15 protein-coding genes are annotated in these 17,181 nt (G+C 43.1%); 1 reads left to right on the forward strand and 14 read right to left on the reverse strand.

Going from position 1 to position 17,181, the window contains the following annotated elements; genetic code table 11:
- Window positions 1-264: 264 nt before the first annotated feature.
- The 4 genes from MNQ98_RS16315 to ytaF form a co-directional block, all read right to left on the reverse strand.
- On the reverse strand, window positions 265-1,236 hold the full coding sequence (locus tag MNQ98_RS16315; protein WP_241929204.1) for an alpha/beta fold hydrolase: 972 nt from the start codon (window positions 1,234-1,236) through the stop codon (window positions 265-267).
- 178 nt (window positions 1,237-1,414) lie between these two features.
- Complete coding sequence (locus MNQ98_RS16320) at window positions 1,415-2,782, reverse strand: sensor histidine kinase (protein WP_241929205.1); 1,368 nt, start codon at window positions 2,780-2,782, stop codon at window positions 1,415-1,417.
- Complete coding sequence (locus MNQ98_RS16325; protein WP_241929206.1) at window positions 2,779-3,453, reverse strand: response regulator transcription factor; 675 nt, start codon at window positions 3,451-3,453, stop codon at window positions 2,779-2,781. Before MNQ98_RS16325 ends, MNQ98_RS16320 begins: the two co-directional genes overlap by 4 nt.
- A gap of 585 nt (window positions 3,454-4,038) precedes the next feature.
- Complete coding sequence (gene ytaF / locus MNQ98_RS16330; RefSeq protein ID WP_241929207.1) at window positions 4,039-4,662, reverse strand: sporulation membrane protein YtaF; 624 nt, start codon at window positions 4,660-4,662, stop codon at window positions 4,039-4,041.
- A gap of 175 nt (window positions 4,663-4,837) precedes the next feature.
- Between ytaF and MNQ98_RS16335 the strand changes: the two genes are divergently transcribed.
- Window positions 4,838-5,500, forward strand: a complete 663-nt coding sequence (locus tag MNQ98_RS16335; RefSeq protein WP_241929208.1) for a DUF1232 domain-containing protein — start codon at window positions 4,838-4,840, stop codon at window positions 5,498-5,500.
- A gap of 415 nt (window positions 5,501-5,915) precedes the next feature.
- Here the strand turns inward: MNQ98_RS16335 and MNQ98_RS16340 are convergent, their stop codons facing one another.
- From MNQ98_RS16340 to gshAB, 10 genes are all read right to left on the reverse strand, one after another.
- Window positions 5,916-6,560, reverse strand: coding sequence for a formylglycine-generating enzyme family protein (locus MNQ98_RS16340; RefSeq protein WP_241933940.1), 645 nt, complete (start codon window positions 6,558-6,560; stop codon window positions 5,916-5,918).
- Window positions 6,561-6,597: 37 nt separating this feature from the next.
- Entirely contained in the window at window positions 6,598-8,079 is a 1,482-nt protein-coding gene (locus MNQ98_RS16345) for an amidase family protein (protein WP_241929209.1), read from the reverse strand.
- 165 nt (window positions 8,080-8,244) lie between these two features.
- A complete protein-coding gene (locus MNQ98_RS16350; protein WP_241929210.1) occupies window positions 8,245-8,514 on the reverse strand; it encodes a CD3324 family protein in 270 nt (89 codons plus the stop codon).
- Between the two features lie 347 nt (window positions 8,515-8,861).
- On the reverse strand, window positions 8,862-9,368 hold the full coding sequence (locus tag MNQ98_RS16355) for a DinB family protein (protein WP_241929211.1): 507 nt from the start codon (window positions 9,366-9,368) through the stop codon (window positions 8,862-8,864).
- A 174-nt stretch (window positions 9,369-9,542) separates the two neighbouring features.
- On the reverse strand, window positions 9,543-11,408 hold the full coding sequence (locus tag MNQ98_RS16360) for an alpha/beta fold hydrolase (protein WP_241929212.1): 1,866 nt from the start codon (window positions 11,406-11,408) through the stop codon (window positions 9,543-9,545).
- A gap of 287 nt (window positions 11,409-11,695) precedes the next feature.
- Complete coding sequence (locus MNQ98_RS16365; RefSeq protein ID WP_241929213.1) at window positions 11,696-12,286, reverse strand: TetR/AcrR family transcriptional regulator; 591 nt, start codon at window positions 12,284-12,286, stop codon at window positions 11,696-11,698.
- Between the two features lie 42 nt (window positions 12,287-12,328).
- Entirely contained in the window at window positions 12,329-12,748 is a 420-nt protein-coding gene (gene arsC / locus MNQ98_RS16370) for an arsenate reductase (thioredoxin) (RefSeq protein WP_241929214.1), read from the reverse strand.
- Between the two features lie 24 nt (window positions 12,749-12,772).
- Entirely contained in the window at window positions 12,773-14,068 is a 1,296-nt protein-coding gene (locus MNQ98_RS16375; RefSeq protein ID WP_241929215.1) for an arsenic transporter, read from the reverse strand.
- A 376-nt stretch (window positions 14,069-14,444) separates the two neighbouring features.
- Window positions 14,445-14,768, reverse strand: a complete 324-nt coding sequence (locus MNQ98_RS16380; protein ID WP_241929216.1) for an ArsR/SmtB family transcription factor — start codon at window positions 14,766-14,768, stop codon at window positions 14,445-14,447.
- Between the two features lie 80 nt (window positions 14,769-14,848).
- Entirely contained in the window at window positions 14,849-17,176 is a 2,328-nt protein-coding gene (gene gshAB / locus MNQ98_RS16385) for a bifunctional glutamate--cysteine ligase GshA/glutathione synthetase GshB (protein WP_241929217.1), read from the reverse strand.
- Window positions 17,177-17,181 lie beyond the last annotated feature (5 nt).

The following is a 17,181-nucleotide window of genomic DNA, read 5'->3' on the forward strand; positions in this document are numbered from 1 at the left end:
CCTGTCCCTCATCTCTTTATTGGGCTGCCTTGAATAAGAAGCCGTTAAGAGAAGCTTATACGATGAAGATGTACTCCTCATGTCAACAATATGAACTGAATATGAACAGGCAAAAAAATGCTACGAGATCCCATGCAAGGAAGCTTGCACATGATTCTCTAACATGGAGGTCAAATATTCAAACAGTGAAAAACCGTCCATTAGGACGGTTTTATATCACTTATCCATATGATCAAGATCGTAGAGATACCTTCTCTAGTACACTTATTTTATTTCTTTCATAAATTCTCTCAAGTTCTCTACGATTTCTTTAGCTTTGGTACGATGGATGTAATGATCTGCTTCAAACCGCATCACTTTTCCATGTACAGAATTTTTTACTTGTGCTTCATGCTCAGGTACCCATCGATCCGTTACTGGATGATTCGCTTGGATAAAGAAAATAATAGGAAGATTTTTGGGAAATGATACGCTTTCAGCTGCTTTAAAATTAGAATACATATGTTCAACTTCATTTATTATGTTCGAATTAAACATGTTTTTGTGCATAAGAATTCTCATTTGTTCTTTCGTTCCATCATCATACGGCAGTGCAGCTAATGGGTCCGTACCCAATTTCATTGCCAATCTGGAGAGACCTAATTTTTTGAGCCATTTAACCATTTCTAGTTGGGAAGATTCAATCTTCTCCGTTAGCGTTGGAACACTGCTATCGAGCCCGACAAATGCAATGACCTCGTTTTCGTATTTATTCACATAATCGAGTCCGTAAACGCCTGAAATGGAGTGTCCCATGAGAATATAACGTTCAATGTTAAGACTTTGTAAGGCATCGTGAATTTCACGGACAATATTCTCTGTGGTCCGTTCCTTTTCGGTTACATCACTTAATCCGTAGCCAAAAGGTTCAACGACGACGACTTTGTAGAATGGTGATAGCTCTTCGATTAGCGGCTTAAAGTCCAGTGCGGGTGCCGCTGTTCCAAGACCAGGTAGGAGTACGACGGTTTCTTCGCCTGTTCCTTGAATCAGAACATTCATATTTTTACCATCTACGGTTACAGACTGACCATAGGATTCTATTTTACCTTGCTCCGATTTGTTACAGATCACATTCACGATAAATACAATGGCTAGAAAAAGCACGATGGCTATGGCTATAGCTCCTAAGGTTTTGAGTAAAATGCGCAGCGGCTTACGCATCCTCTTTTTCATTACCTCTTCTTTTGGTTTCATGTTCATCTTCTCCTGTCCCTTATCTCTTTATTGGGCTGCCTTGAATAAGAAGCCGTTAAGAGAAGCTTATACGACGAAGATGTACCCTCGATGACGACAATATGAACGGAAAATGAACGGACCAAAAACAAAGGCTTCACACGCAAGGAAACTTGCGCATGAAGCCTTAGCAATCGAATTAATCTGTTGGTGATGTGATTGGCAGTGTGACAATGAAGGTCGTTCCTTGACTAGGCTCGCTCCCCACTCGGATGTCGCCTTGATGAAGCGATATGATCTGCTTCACGATGGCAAGCCCCATACCGCTGCCGCCATACTTACGGCTATGGGAACGATCGGCCTTGAAGAACCGCTCGAATATACGCTTCTGGTCCTCCAAGGAAATACCAATGCCCGTGTCGGATATTCGGATGGTTACATATTTTACATCTGGTTTAACGCTGATGCTGATCGTGCCGCCATCCATGGAAAATTTGATACTATTGCCGATGATGTTCGTCCAGACCTGATTTAATAGATCATGATCTGCCGTTAAGCGAATGGCCTTCAAATTGAGCTCGAAACGAATATTGCGGGCAGACCATTGCGGCTGTAGCGCCACGATAACCCGTCGGATCTGCTCATCAAGACTGAGTGTGACCAGTCGGAGCTGCTGTGACTGCGATTCAAGCAAACTCAGCTTGAGCAGGCTGTCGCTCATCTTGGACATCCGCTGCGCTTCAGTGATGATTATGTCCAGATAACGACTTCGTTCGTGATCTGAGAGGTTTACTTGCTTAAGGGCTTGAGCATAACCGGATATCGAGGTGAGCGGTGATTGTACCTCGTGCGATACATTCGATACGAATTCCCTGCGCATCTGTTCAAGTTGCTGCAAATCGTGCATCATTTCTTCGAAGCTTCGAGCCAACGTCCCCAGCTCACTCGTTTGCTTAATATTCAGCTCGACATTGAAATCTCCAGCCGCTATTCGCTTGGTTGCTTTTGTCAGCTTTTTGATCGGTCTTACCAAGAATATAGAGGCAACCAGAATCAATAAGCTTCCTGCAATCAACGAACAGGTTGCAAAGATCATTGCCCAATTAGCGACAAAAGAGGAAGAAGGAGGGGCGAGTGTTTCCAAAAACATCGCTTTTGTTCCCATTTCCGTTTTCAAGGGCAACCCTAAGAGGACCGAAGCAATTCCATTCGGCGTGACTTGGACAACGCCTCCATCGAGTACTTTCTTTAGTTGCTCCATCGTCACAGGGGCAGGTTTATGTCCGTTAAGTTTTCCGTAAGGCTGGAACTGACCTGTTGCTTCATATATTCGAATATAATAGGAATCGAGCTGCTTCATTTCACTTACGAACGAGTCCGCTTCATGTAACGGAAGCGTCTTGTAAATTCGGACGATGTCTTGGCCAAAGTTACGTAAGTTGATTTGCGCGTTCTCATTCAATTTTTCTTCGAATATCCAAGTTGACGCAAAAAAAGAAATGATCGTTCCCCCAATGACGGAGACTAGGAATGTCAGTACGACACGAATATATAAGGACTTGATCATTCGTAAACCTCAAGCCGATACCCAAGCCCACGCACCGTTTCGATCTTGAAATCGGATGTCGTCGCGAATCTTTCGCGAAGGCGTTTAATATGAACGTCTATCGTTCGATCATCTCCTGCGTAATCGATCCCCCAAATCTGATCGATCAACTGTTCACGCGTATAGACTTGTCCGGGTGTTCCAGCGAGCTTATACAGCAATTCGAACTCCTTAAGCGGCAATGTGAGCGACTCCGTCCCTCTCATCACCTTGTAGGTCTGTCGATCAAGAGTGACGTTGCCGAACTGGATCGTCTGCGTGGAGCCAATTCGGTATCGTTTCAATAATGCCCGAACACGAACCGTCAACTCCAAGGGATCGAATGGTTTCGTCAAATAATCATCGGTCCCAAGTTCGAAACCTTTCACTTTCTCCCATGTTTCTCCTCTCGCAGTCAGCATAAGTAACGGAAGATCAGGATTGGCTCTTCTGAGCTCTTTGCATAACGTCCAACCATCCATAATCGGCATCATAATATCAAGTACGACAAGATCGATATGCATCGAGGCATAGACGGCCAGTGCTTCCTTGCCGTCCGCGGCTTCGGCTGTTTCGAATCCGTCGTTGCGTAGAAATAAACAGACGAGTTCGCGAATGTTCGCATCATCGTCAGCAACCAGTATAGTAGGCATCGGTTCCCTCTTTCCCTGTTTTCCATCCCATATAATAATAACCATTATACTATAAATAATTTGAAAGACTGATGTGCGTCCGATAAATCGTACCCCGTGTAAGATTATTAGCGACGCAAGAAGATAGAATTATGGCGACGGCGATCATTAAACCGTAAGAGCGGATAGGGAAGTTTCTGATATGAAATAACCTACACGGCTCGTGTTCCTCCTCAACGTTGATTCATGGATAACCTTTACTTCTAACTTACATAAAAAATATGTTTAATCTGTGAAGCAAGGGACTTTCCACTATTTGGTTGTAATATAAAAAGGGACTTGCTACAAACGCAAGCCCTTATTTCCAAACCTATATCGTTAGCCTTAAAGATTGACTGCGACTTTTTGATATTGTTCATCGGTTAATACACGGCCAGCTGTGACATCATACAAATCCACTGAATTTCATGTTCCACCGTTACACTACCGTAAATCCACTTTCCCATGCTCAATTTTGCTATATCATCGTTAGCACTAGTTCTTAAAAAGATAATGTAGCATTTTCCGAATTTTTAGTTCATTATCTCGACTTCGCTAAAGTAAAGTTTAGAACAAATTGTTAGCTGCGATCAGCAGAAGTATAATACCGCTGGCGAATGTTCCGAATTGTCCCAACGTGAACGGTCCGATGCGTACACCCGCAACTTTGTTGCCCAACCATACCCCAAGCCATACGGTCAGAAAACTGCCAATCGCTGCAGTAAGGGATATGATCAACGGCGATAGTCCGAGCAGCCCTGCGCTTAACCCGTTAGTCAGCGCATTAGCTGAAAGGGCAACCCCCAGGATCAAAGATTCGAAGATCCCGATATCGTTCGATTTGTCCAGATCGACGCGTTCGGGATTCCGCAGGATCGCCGTAATTCCTTTGGCTTTCGGATCTGGCTCTGCCGTTTCCTTCTGCCCGCGGGGAACTGCAAGCAAGATGATACGAAGTCCGATTACCAAAAGTATGAATGTGCCCAGAAGTACGGGAAGTACGCCAGGAAGAACGGCAGAGATCCATTTTCCAAACCAAATCCCCGAATAGCTGAACATGAAGCAAACAGCGGCGATCAACAAGTTCGAAATGATACCGATCCGGATATTTCTTATCCCGTAAGAAATTCCTACTCCAAGATTGTCAAGACTAGATGAAATTGTAAAACCTAGGATGAGCAGCCAATTCACAAAACCACCTCATGTTGTTCAATTTGCTATTAATGTATGTGGTGTTGAGATAAAAGTGCAAGTACATGAGAAAAACTCAACAAATTGTTTCTCTGTTTTGGACTGTATGTAAGGAAAATTTCTCAACACCATCTCATATACTATCGTAAAATGATCTTGGGAAAGGGGGTGCAGGATGGAAACGTTTGATCAATCAAAGGAACATCGTATCGGAGATCTGATCAGGTTTCTTTTAAAGAAGCATTCGCTTTCCATGCGCAAACTTAGCAGCCTTTGCGGAATGGATGCCGCTACCATTTCACGTATCGTGAACGGCAAGCAGCAGCCGAAGCTGATTCATCTGAAGCATTTTTCCGAACATCTGGATATTTCGTTGGACCAACTGATTGAAGCTTCCGGTTATGAAGTGGTTGACGGAAAAAAAGAAAGCGAGATGGGGATCCTCAATTCGCTTGATGCGATAAGGGTAATACTCGGGAATTCCAAATTATTCGATCCTGAAGTTACGACAGCGCGTATCGAACAAGAATTGATCAAGTATGAGCAATATTCGCAGACAGAAGAGGGCCACCGCATGATCTGCCACGAATTTAATGCCAAAGTAAACCAGGTAAACGGGGTGGGGCCGTTCATCGAACATTTGAAGGAAATGTACATGCGATATTGCGATGAAGATACGTCTGTTAATGATCGGTCCGTGCTGGGTAGCGCATTACTATACTTCATTTTGTCGGCGGACATCATACCCGACTACATCTTTCCAATCGGCTATCTGGATGATGCCATCGCCGTTTATCTGGTCTTGGACCGTCTGAATCAGAACGGATATACAGCCTAAATTATCGGTCAAAAGAATACGACCGCCCCCGGTTATGCCGGTAGCGGTCGCGATTAACAGGACTACAGCCAAATGGGCGGTTCCATTCACTTTGGCGTGATTTTTACTTTACCATACCTTGCAATGAAACCGAGAGCACCTTGGCCGTCTCTTCGCGGGTTGCTTAGTCTTGCGGTGCGAAGCATATGCCGGATTTATTCGCGTACGTTTTACCGCTGATGATGCCTGCTTGCTGCACGCCATGGAGGCTTATTCAATTGGAGTATCTTCATTAGAAATATGTATTACTACACACTTTATTTTGCAGACTCTATTTGCTCTAATTGCCGGATGGCAAACCGTCTTGGTGAATAAGCATATCATAATATATCCCTTTTTTCTCTAGTAGTTCTTGTTGTTTCATTGTTTGTTGAAGCTAAAAAGACTGGGCAAGACGGAATCCAAGGTCGTCTATGCAAAATGACGGATGGCTACGACGACGACACGAAGCTCCACAACCCCTGGCCTCTTCAGCCCAGCTACCTCCTCGAAAAATTCGGTAGGAGCCGTATACTTGTTCATCATATAAATCAAAGCACCACTCCCAAACATTCCCTAACATATCATACAACCCCCATGCATTCGGTTCCTTTCTTCCTACTTCATGGATTTTACCTCCTGAATTTTCATTATACCAGGCAATCTTATCAAGCTCTCCGTATCTATAACCAGTGGTCCCTGCTTTGCATGCATATTGCCACTCTGCTTCTGAAGGAAGTCGATAGCCGTCTGATTCCCAATCACAAATAATGTTTTTACCATCATTACTTATGGAATAACACTCTTTCAGTCCAGCTTTCTGTGAAAGTAGATTACAAAAAGAAATTGCATCATTCCAAGAAATATTCACAGCCGGTTTTAGATCTCCGTCAAAAGAATTAGGAGATTTATTTGTAATTGCATAGTATAGACTCGTAGTTACAGGATACCGTGCAAGAAGAAACGGTCCTATTTCAGCTTTCCATTTGCTTTTTATTCTATCATCTCTTAATTCTATTTCTCCCCCTTGAATTTTCACCATTGGATAGTCAATGTAACTCTTTATTTCATTTGACACTCTACCTTCCTCCTATTAAATCTGGCATTCTCCTATGTTTCGTTTTTTGTTCGTATGCAAATGCAATACGAATTAGTGCCGGTTCACTAAATGCCGTTCCTGCGAATGTAATCCCGAATGCTCTTCCATTATCTTGGAATCCAGCAGGTACTGCTATGGATGGATAACCCGCTTTAGCACATATATCAGCTCCGACATAAGAAGGAAACAGGATTGTATCTAATCCATACTTTTGTAATGCATGATCTATACCCATATTTTGCGAATAATATAAATCAGTAATAGACTCTAGAATGTATTTCTGATTCTTTAATGGATTATCTAGTTGTAATTGATATTTCAATGAATCTTGTCCATATTTCAAAGCCTTCTCAGTATTCTGCTCGTTCCATTCAATCAATTCATTTAATGTATGAATAGGAAGATGAGCTGGGAGGCTTTGCAAATAGTGTTCAATAGAATGCTTAAATTCAAAGTTCATTTTGTTATGTTCCCACTCTCTATAGAACGATGGGATTTCTATATCTTCTATTACAGTGGCTCCAGAATCTTTAAGTTTAGCCACAGCATCATTAAACAATCTTTCATCATACTCGCCAATATCACGATATTTCTCAGGGGCTACATTCCTGAAAATGCCTATGGTTGCGTTAATTAATCCGTCTTTATCTAAAAATGCTGTATAGTCCATATTAGGATGTTCATTCTTCCAAGTAGCGGGATCACTTTCATCTTTTCCTGTAAGAGCACCTAATAAGATCGCTGCATCTGTCACAGTCCTTGCCATAGGTCCAGCTGTATCCTGAGAGTTGCTCCACGGAATGATTCCTGATCGACTTATTAAACCTACGGTTGGCTTTATACCAACGATAGCGTTCTGTACAGATGGACTTAAAATAGAGGCGGATGTCTCTGTTCCAACTGCGATTGTAGCAAAATTTGCTGCAACGGATGCACCCGAACCCGTACTAGAACCACCAGGAAAATAATCCCCATATGGATTTTTGGTTTGTCCACCTATTGAACTATATCCAGCCCACATTATTGATGACGACATCCCATTTGCCCATTCTGTCAAATTTGTTTTTCCGAGGATAATTGCACCTGCGTTCCTTAATTTTTGGACAAGGAAGGCATCTCTTGAGCTTACATGGTTTTCCAAAGCTAATGCACCCGCATTTGTATGCATTTTATCATTTGTTTCAATATTTCCTTTCAATAATACAGGGACACCATGTAGAGGGCTTCTTGCTCCTAGTAATTTTCTTTCTTGGTCTAAAGCTTCTGCAATAAAAATCGCATCTGGATTTATTTCCATAATAGAGTTTATCATGGGTCCACTCTGGTCAAATGTTGCGATACGGTACATATAATACATTACAAGTTCCCTTGAGGTAACTTCCCCCTTATTCATAGCATCCTGTAATTCAAGTATCGTTGCTTCTTCGCTATTTAATTTTGTCAATCCAAAACTATGTTCCATAGTGAGCTCCTACTTTCGAATTTGGGTCTTTTATTTATTTCATTCTTGTGAATCCTATGGTCTTTATTATAGAAGTGATCGAATTTAAAAATATATAAAAAACAATTACTAAGCGTTTAGAATATAAAAAAAGGCTTGCGGGCTTAACCCGACAAACCTTATGATTTATTTATTTTTTGAGTACACAATTTTTTTGATACTATCATGGGAAAGACTGAACAGTTCTGAGAGTTGATCAATCGTTGATCCCTCATTGAATTTTTGGCGAATATGGCCGTTTCTAAGGTTCAGGTAATTTCTGCTCCCTGATTTTTCACCCCATTTTTTGCGAGACCCTTCTGAGTTGGGGATGTAGACCATTCGGCCTTGCACATATTTCTGTACTTCCTTTAGTAAATCTTCTGGCAAAATAGCTTCAGCATTTGTATATTTCAAAGTAGATATACTCCTTAAAATAGATTCTAATTTTAAGGGAGCAAAATCTATACTATAAACTATTTTCACCTTACAGGTCAGAATGAAAACATGCGGTTACTTCAATAAGCTCCATACAAAAATCCGCCATGGTTATAATATAGACTTTGCATGGAGCTTGACATTTGCGACATTATTGTTCAATCTTTACCCTCCTTATCACGATTTATGATAACTGATTACTTAATAACTAAATATTCTATGATATTCACGTTAATTCCTTCTTAACATTAAGCTCTCGAGTCCCGTTAGTTCAGAATCGATAATGATTGATTAGGGATAAATTATATCGCCTTATTCCAGCAGCGTTACAAACTGTTGGACGTTAAACTTAAATCTGTGTTAGGAGGAGTGTAACCCAGGTGCCGAGCCATTGATACAATCTGTCCCTTATGATGAAATTCATGTGTTTCCGTATGGGTTAAGAGCCTTAATGGAGTTGTACTCCATGGTTCCTCCTGCCACTTCACATGATTCGATATTTGTTCGAACCAACGAAAATTAAACTCTTCCAAGAACCGATATACTGCTTCATCTGCTAACTCAAATCTGTCACGAATCCACTTGACATCCGAGCGTTCAATCTCATTATGAGTAGCAAATGAAAAATCAATTCGTTTCTGTTTAAAAGCGTATGATCCAAGCCAGTACCTATAGCAATCAGCAACGTGAATATGGGTTTTTATAATACTGCCACTCCCGAAGTTTGGGACTGTGTTGTGCAACTTTTGCAACGGAATCTCTTCCAAAAATTCAAACAAAGTTTGCCTTGTGAGTCTAATATAGCTATATTGTTGCTTCAAAACGTCTAACAATTATCATCAACCCTCTCCGTGTGTAACTGACTCTCCTCAACCCTCTGATTCCTTATTTTACCACGACAATTTGAGGTAGAATAATGTTATTTATTTAACTCTTCTGTTCCTTATCCCCACCCCCTAGCACAGACGCAGCTAAAGCTTCACGAGGCATTATCGGATTGAGTCCGTTCAGCTGCTCAGCTCAATCAGCAGTTCTGCTGTTTCCCGCGATCGAAAGACGGGAAATTGATGACCGAACGGAACTGCGCTCACACGAGGATCTTGACGGAAAGGCTCCGTAATCGTGTATACCTTGTCTTTCTCTCCCCACAGAATCGTAATCGGTACATCGGGCAGGTCGGCCGGCATCAAGTCAGGCAGATGATGATGCACCATATGCAGCATGGCGGCATTCGCCGCCGTAATGCGCGGAGAAGATAGTCCCCGGATAACGGATTCGATATATCCTTCAGGAAGCTCGCTCTGATCCTCAATTCCTTCCTCCCGCAGCATCATTCTCGTTAACGAACCTGCGGAAAGCAGCTGTAGCAAGAAGCGAGACCATTGGGCAGATGTGCTATGCCATCGGCGCACACGGTTGCGGGGCTTATGGAGAACTGGCTGCAGCAGGAACAGACGCTGTACCTTGTCCTGTAAGGCGGCAGTGGCCTTGGCGGCCAGAACGGCACCGAATGAATGACCGGCCAGGCGAATAGGACCGGGGTGATCCTCTATCGCGCGACACAGGGCTTCGACATTGCCCTGCAGCGCATCCCCCTGCCGCAGAGACGGGGATCGCCCGAATCCGGGCAGGTCCACAATCCATACCGGATTACCGGTCCGCTCATGCAATTGGTCAGCAAGGGGAACCAGATCATCCGCTCCGCTAAACATCCCGTGCACCAATACCCACGGCACTCCGTTTCCTTCCTTTACGAGCACGGACAGATCCCCTCTCCGCTCCTTCACATAGCCTTCCGGTTCCTTGCGGTTCGGATAGGTCAGGCGATAATCCAGGTCCGCGATTGCCATTGGCAGGATGCCGCTTATATGTAAAGGAGGCTTCCCCATGCGTTCGAGAAGCTCGTTCGTGGTCTCGGTGCGGAAGGAACGGCTGGTAATAAAGGACAAAGACTCGGCGGGAATACCGGTCAGGCGGCTGCCCCCAGCCCTCATCGTGGCCCGAATCAATGGCACGGGCACGGACAGACGAGGAGCCGGCATTCTTAATTCCCGGGATATGATGGACAACAATTCCCTCATATCCGGTTCCCGCTCCTTCTCGCCGAGAACGTTGTAAGTGCGTCCGCTCGGTGCGGCATCACGCGCCAAATAAGCAATGATATCGGCCAGATCATCATTGGCGGCGATAGGCACCCAGTACGACGATCCCCCAGGGATGACCGGCATTACCTTCCGCCGCAACGCCTCGACGAGAATACCGAGCCCCCCCGTCTGTTCCGTCGTACCTGCAGGTTTGGCCCCGACGAGCGTGCACGGGTTCACGACGGATAATGTATATACGTGCTCTCTAGCCTGCTGGCGTATGTACAGATCGGATAAAAACTTCATTCGTTCGTATGGACCTTCCTTTTTCAGTAGGTCATCCGCTTGGAACACATCCGTCTCCATATGGATGTTATTGTCATGAAAGGGACTCATGTACCCGACGATATGGATGAAATGGCGCAAGCCCTTTTCCTGATGTACGTCTGCAGCCAACTCAGCAATATGGCGCGCCCCCTCGAGAAAGGTCTGCCTCGCTGTCGTCGAGTCAAGCGTGATGTTCATCGTTCCTCCCGCATGGATAATCACATCGGCAGTGCGTGCAAGCTCGCGATCGTCCGGATGCAATCCGAGTCCGGGTGCGGACAAGTCTCCTTGCAGCAGCGTAATGTGCTTGTTTTCCCCACCCAATCCCATGCGATTAAGCTCGGCAGAAGCTTTCTCTACCGAACGAACCAAGAGTAGCAGCCGATCCCCTCCTTTTGCGAGCTGTTTGATGACTTCCTTGCCGATAAATCCGGTTCCTCCGGTGATGAACATAACACTCATGTTAATTCCTCCGCATCAATTAGAACTGTTCAGTTCTATTTATGAGTAAAAAAAGAAGCTTCATTACAGAAGCATCAGACTGACGGAACCCTCTATAGTTGAAAACGCATAGAGGGTATCTGCTTGAGAGTCCTGACGATCGCAGCATCGTCTAGTTGCTCTACGGTGACTAAAGACATTATACCAAAGTAACCTCCCCCTACGTCGGAAGCCTCTTCTGAACGGAAGGGAGAATGAAGAAAAGGACTTGGCAGCGGTTTGTTTGGGCTGGAAATGTCACTTTTTCGTTAACGAAGCATTCTGCAAAACTGGACTGCCGTCCGCTTGATGACCCCGGCATCGCGGGTCGTGTCGGCCAGTACAAGCGATCCTTCTAGCGAGGCGATGAACAGGGAAGCCGCCTCCTCGGCACTGACATCCCGCCGGAATTCTTGCTTATTGACTCCCTGAGCGAACAACTTCGTCAATAACGGCGACAATTCGACGAAAAACCGGGAAATTCTCACTCTAACGGCCTCGGCCTGCTCCGAACATTGCAAATATAACGACACGAACGGGCAACCCCCTTGATGGTTCCGTTCCGTGAAGCCTATAGCCAACGATTCCATGAAGGCCAGTATTCGCTCCTCCACCGTGAGGCCGTTTTGGCCGAGTATGGCGAACAACTGGGCTTCATACGTATCAGCCCAGAATTCGACGACGGCCAGGAGCAGTTCCTCCTTACTCTTAAAGTGATAATAAATATTCGACTTCGACACACGACTTTCCCGCATCACATCATCCATGCTCGTATAAGCGTATCCGCCCGTCAGAAACATCTGCGCAGCCGTCTGAATGACTTGATCGCGATTGGTTGGTTGGTTTCTTTTTCGATTCATGTTTAGAACTATACAGTACTATTCACGATAAATCAATTTTTATTACTCGCCGGTTTCAGCAAATTTTTGGATCCGCTCACCAATTTGATCACGAACACGTTGGAAAACAGCCCATCTTTCTTCATTTGTTCCCTGAGCCTTAGCAGGATCATCAAATCCCCAGTGTTCACGACGAACATGTGAAGGTGTCATGGGACAACGATCTGCAGCATCTCCACATAACGTTACTACCAAATCCGATGTATTTAACAACTGAGGGTCGATGATATCGGATTTTTGATTCGAAATATCAATACCAACCTCGTTCATAGCTTTGACAGCATTGGGATTTAGGCCGTGTGCCTCAATACCTGCACTGTAGACATTCCAATCATCACCAAGGTGTTTTTTTGCCCATCCTTCAGCCATTTGACTGCGGCAAGAGTTGCCTGTGCATAAGAAGTATAGTGTCTTTTTTTCCATGTTCATTCTCTCCCTAGTGTGAAATTAAAGTATAGTTAACCAAATATATAAACCTAATAGGGTTATACATAAAGTTGGAATCGTTAATATGATCCCGGTTTTAAAATAAGTGCCCCAACTGATCTTCACGCCTTTTGTTGAAAGAACATGGAGCCATAACAAGGTTGCCAATGAGCCGATAGGTGTTATTTTAGGACCTAAATCAGAGCCGATGACATTGGCATAAATCAAAGCCTCTTTAATGGCTACAGATGTATTCGTAGCATCTATTGCTAACGCATCAATCATGACAGTAGGCATATTGTTCATGATTGATGAAATAATCGCAGCAATAAAACCCATTCCCATCGTAGCCGCAAATAAACCTTGGTCAGCAACGCTCTGAATTACACTTGCGAGAAGATCGGTGAGACCTGCATTACGCAACCCATATACTACGACATACATACCAATCGAGAAAAAGACGATAGCCCATGGGGCTCCCTTCAGTACTTCCTTCGTTTGCACAACCGGACTTCTTCTTGCCATCAGTAGGAAGAAAATCGCAATAACTCCCGCTACAATGGATACCGGTATATTAAAGGATTCACATACAAAGTAACCGATAAGCAGAACACATAGTACTATCCATGACAAACGAAACATTTTTCGGTCTTGAATAGCTGTCGAAGGTTGTTTAAGCTGTGTACCATCAAATTTCTTCGGTATACTCCTCCGGAAGAACAAGTAAAGCACAAGAATACTAGCTACTAATGAGAACAAATTGGGAACAATCATTCGGCTAGCATATTCGGTAAACGAAATATCAAAGAAGTCTGCGGACACAATATTCACCAAGTTGCTAACGATAAGTGGCAGCGAAGTCGTATCCGCAATAAATCCACTAGCAATGATGAAGGGAAATACTTTCTTCTCGTCAAAATTAAGTGCCCTTACCATAGCAAGCACAATCGGTGTTAAGATCAGTGCCGCTCCGTCATTTGCAAAAAATGCAGCTACTATAGCTCCGAGCACGGATACATAGACAAACATGCGAATGCCGTTTCCTCTAGCTGCATTAGCCATATGTAGAGCAGCCCATTCAAAGAAACCGATTTTATCCAGGATCAATGAAATGATAATGATGGCGACGAAGGCTAGTGTCGCATTCCAAACAATTTGGGTGACATCCCATACATCCTGAAAGTTAACGACACCAGCTAAGAGTGCTAATGCCGCACCACCACAGGCAGACCATCCTATGGATAGATTTCTGGGTTGCCATATGACAAGAATTAATGTCACAAGAAAAATCAAACTAGAAAGTACAGCAGTAAGCAATGTACAACCCTCCAATTATTCAGCAGTTAAAAAGGCTCAAATCCAAAATCAGTGCTTGCATTAAGCAATGAAGCCGCTGCGTGGATGGATCGTTCTTACGATCGCTGTTGTCCCCAAATTTCTTATGAATCAACTTTTAAAGTGGATGAAATTCGGGGACAAAGGCGAACGCTTCGCTTCTTCAGATCGATTCCATCCCCTCCGCTACTTTGCTTTTTATGTCAAGAACTGATTATTAGATTGAGCCGTTAAAAATCCTACTCTTTTTTATGAGTTCGATAAGGTAATGCACTTTCCGGTTAATCATTATATAACTATATACTTATATAATCAACAGAGATACGTTATTCTGATGCTATTTATTCTGATCAAACCGTTACTCACAAGCGCAGTTAATGTCTTTGTTAAATGATGATAATATCTCTTGAGAAGTAGGCATTTCATCCAACACCGCTTTAATATATGGCTTATCTTCTACATTTAAGGAATAATACACCCATTGACCACGTTTGCTTTCATTTACAATCCCCTGGGATTTTAATTTTCTTAAGTGCTGGCTGATTGCAGGCTGGGACATATCAAAAATTTCAACAAACTCACAAACACACCACTCTCTTTCCTTAAGGAGCGTCAACATGGTAAGTCTTGTTTTATCTCCAAGCAACTTTAACTTCTCGGCAATTTTTTTCAACTGCTCCAATAAAATTCATTCCTTTCTTATGCTGAAATATAGCCGGTCCCAGCCCCTGATGGAACCGACTTATAAATACTTAACATGGTTTAACCAAACAATAAATCCAGAATCTTTTCATCTGCCTTTCTATTCTTTCCAATATAAGGGTAGCAGTGGATATGGATCGCTGGATTAAAATTGATTTCTATAATGCTGTAATTGGTGTCCGTTGCTTCTTCCTCTATATGATCAATCATCATATCCACACCACATATGGTTGCTCCTGCTGCTTTAGCTGATTGAACAGCTAGATCCTTATACCTATTGGGTATGTCATCGGTAAAATCGATACTGTCTCCACCTGTACTAATATTCGAGTTTTCTCTCAGATAGATAACTTCCCCTGATTGTGGTATATCGTTCCAACCCATAGAATGATTCTTCAAAAACATCTCTTCTGCTTCCCCTAACTGAATTTTCTCAAGGGGGGTTTTATATCCACGACCTCTGAGTGGGTCTTTATTTTTCTCTTTAACAAGCTGTTCGATCGTATGGACACCATCTCCCACGACATTTGCAGGAACACGATGCAGCACCCCAACCACCTCATCTCCCATAACCAGGAAGCGATATTCTTTGCCTGTCATAAATTCCTCGAGAAGCACTGTCCGATCATGTGTAAAGGCTATTTCAAACGCTTTTTTCATATCCTCTCTCGAATATTCGCGATTGAAGATCGTAATGCCCAACCCGAAATTGGTTGATTTAGGCTTGATCACAATTGGAATGCCGCTATACGTTTCGTAGGCGGATATCGCTTCATCCAAGCTTCTATATGCTTCCCCTGACGGGACACGAATTGCATGTCGTTTGAGAACTTCTTTTGTAACAACCTTATTTTCCATAATTAACACCGTACTGTAGGAGTCCAAGGACGTTTTCGTAGCTTGCTTCACATATTCTTCGTGCTCACCATGTGATAACAATACAAAATTCTCATCCCGATCCACCAGTTTGAACTTAATTCCCCTCTTCACTGCTGCTTTTAAGAGCAATTGGGTGGATAATTCGAGATCCTCATATCCTGCAAAACGGTATCCATTCTGAATACTTTCCCCAGCGTACTTTTTTGCTTTTTCTAAATGGTAAGTCAGATAGGATGTCTTTTGAATGTCGGACTTTACGATAGATGCAGGGTTCAAATCAGAATGAAGAATCTTTTGCTTCTCACCATTTAGTATGTGTAGGTAGTCCTCAACCTTAGGGAACAACAGCTGCACCATTTCCTGCATCTCATCGATACAAGCAATTGCCATCTCCTGCATCGTGAACTGACGATCTTCATGATCGTTTAAACGTCCGCCAATGCCTTCCATGATCAATTGATCATGATTCAATTCAGCTATTCTTTGATCTTCTTCATTAAAGGGTTCATCTTTTTTAAGCAGCATAAAAAGAATAAACAAATGTATAAAATGCATCGTTTCTTTACTGATTCCTATTCTATGAAGCGGGTTTATATCAATAAATCGAAGCTCTAAGTATGCTACTCCATCTTCCACAAGTTCCTGTAAGGGGTTGATGCCCTTTGCTGTTTTTATGCGAATAGGGCTGTAAAATTCCTTCACGCTCAGTAATTCATTCTTCTGAATCAACTTATTCAAATCATGAACATAGTCTTTCGTCGAATTAAAGGATACATAGTACGATTTTTCATTCCGATAGCCGCATGCACTATTCCGAAGTGAGTTCATATTGGAAACATAGTAGCTTTTATTGTCATGTGAATCCCCTAAAGCAACACATCGATCGATATAGGTTTTATCAAAAACAGGACTTGCCCCTGTTAAATAGATGAGCAGCCAACGGTATCTCAACAGGTTACGAGCTACTTTAAAATAGATCGCATCCTTGAATTCTTTAAAGTCTGTGTTCCGCGCCTCTGTTTCATATAGCTTTCTAAGAAACCCTTCATCAAACGAGAAATTATAATGAATTCCACTTAACAATTGTCTCTTACGACCATACTTGTCCGCCAATTCGCTTCGATAGTCGTCCGCTAGGGGATCGTTCATTTTGGCAATTGGAATCTCTTGCTCTTCGGGCAACATGGGGGGATTACTGCTTGGCCACAAGTATTCCCCATCCAATTCTAACGAAACAATGTCTTGCAAAGCTTCCATGAAATGATAAGTCTCATCAATCGAGTCAAAGGCTGGGGTTATCATCTCAATTTGACTCTCTGAGAAGTCAGTTTGAATAAAAGGGTTTTCCGTCTTGCTGCCAAAGGCTTTAGGATGCGGTGTCAATGCAAGTTTTCCATCTTGATCGACTCTCACATTTTCTTTTTCCAAACCGAAATGACCTCGAAGCAGATCATTATGTAAAGCTTTGTCTATCAAAAGCTGGATGAGTTCACGATTTAACAAATTCATGTTTA

It is taken from the genome of Paenibacillus sp. N3/727 (genome assembly GCF_022637315.1).
Taxonomy (GTDB): Bacteria; Bacillota; Bacilli; order Paenibacillales; family Paenibacillaceae; genus Paenibacillus_AQ; species Paenibacillus_AQ uliginis.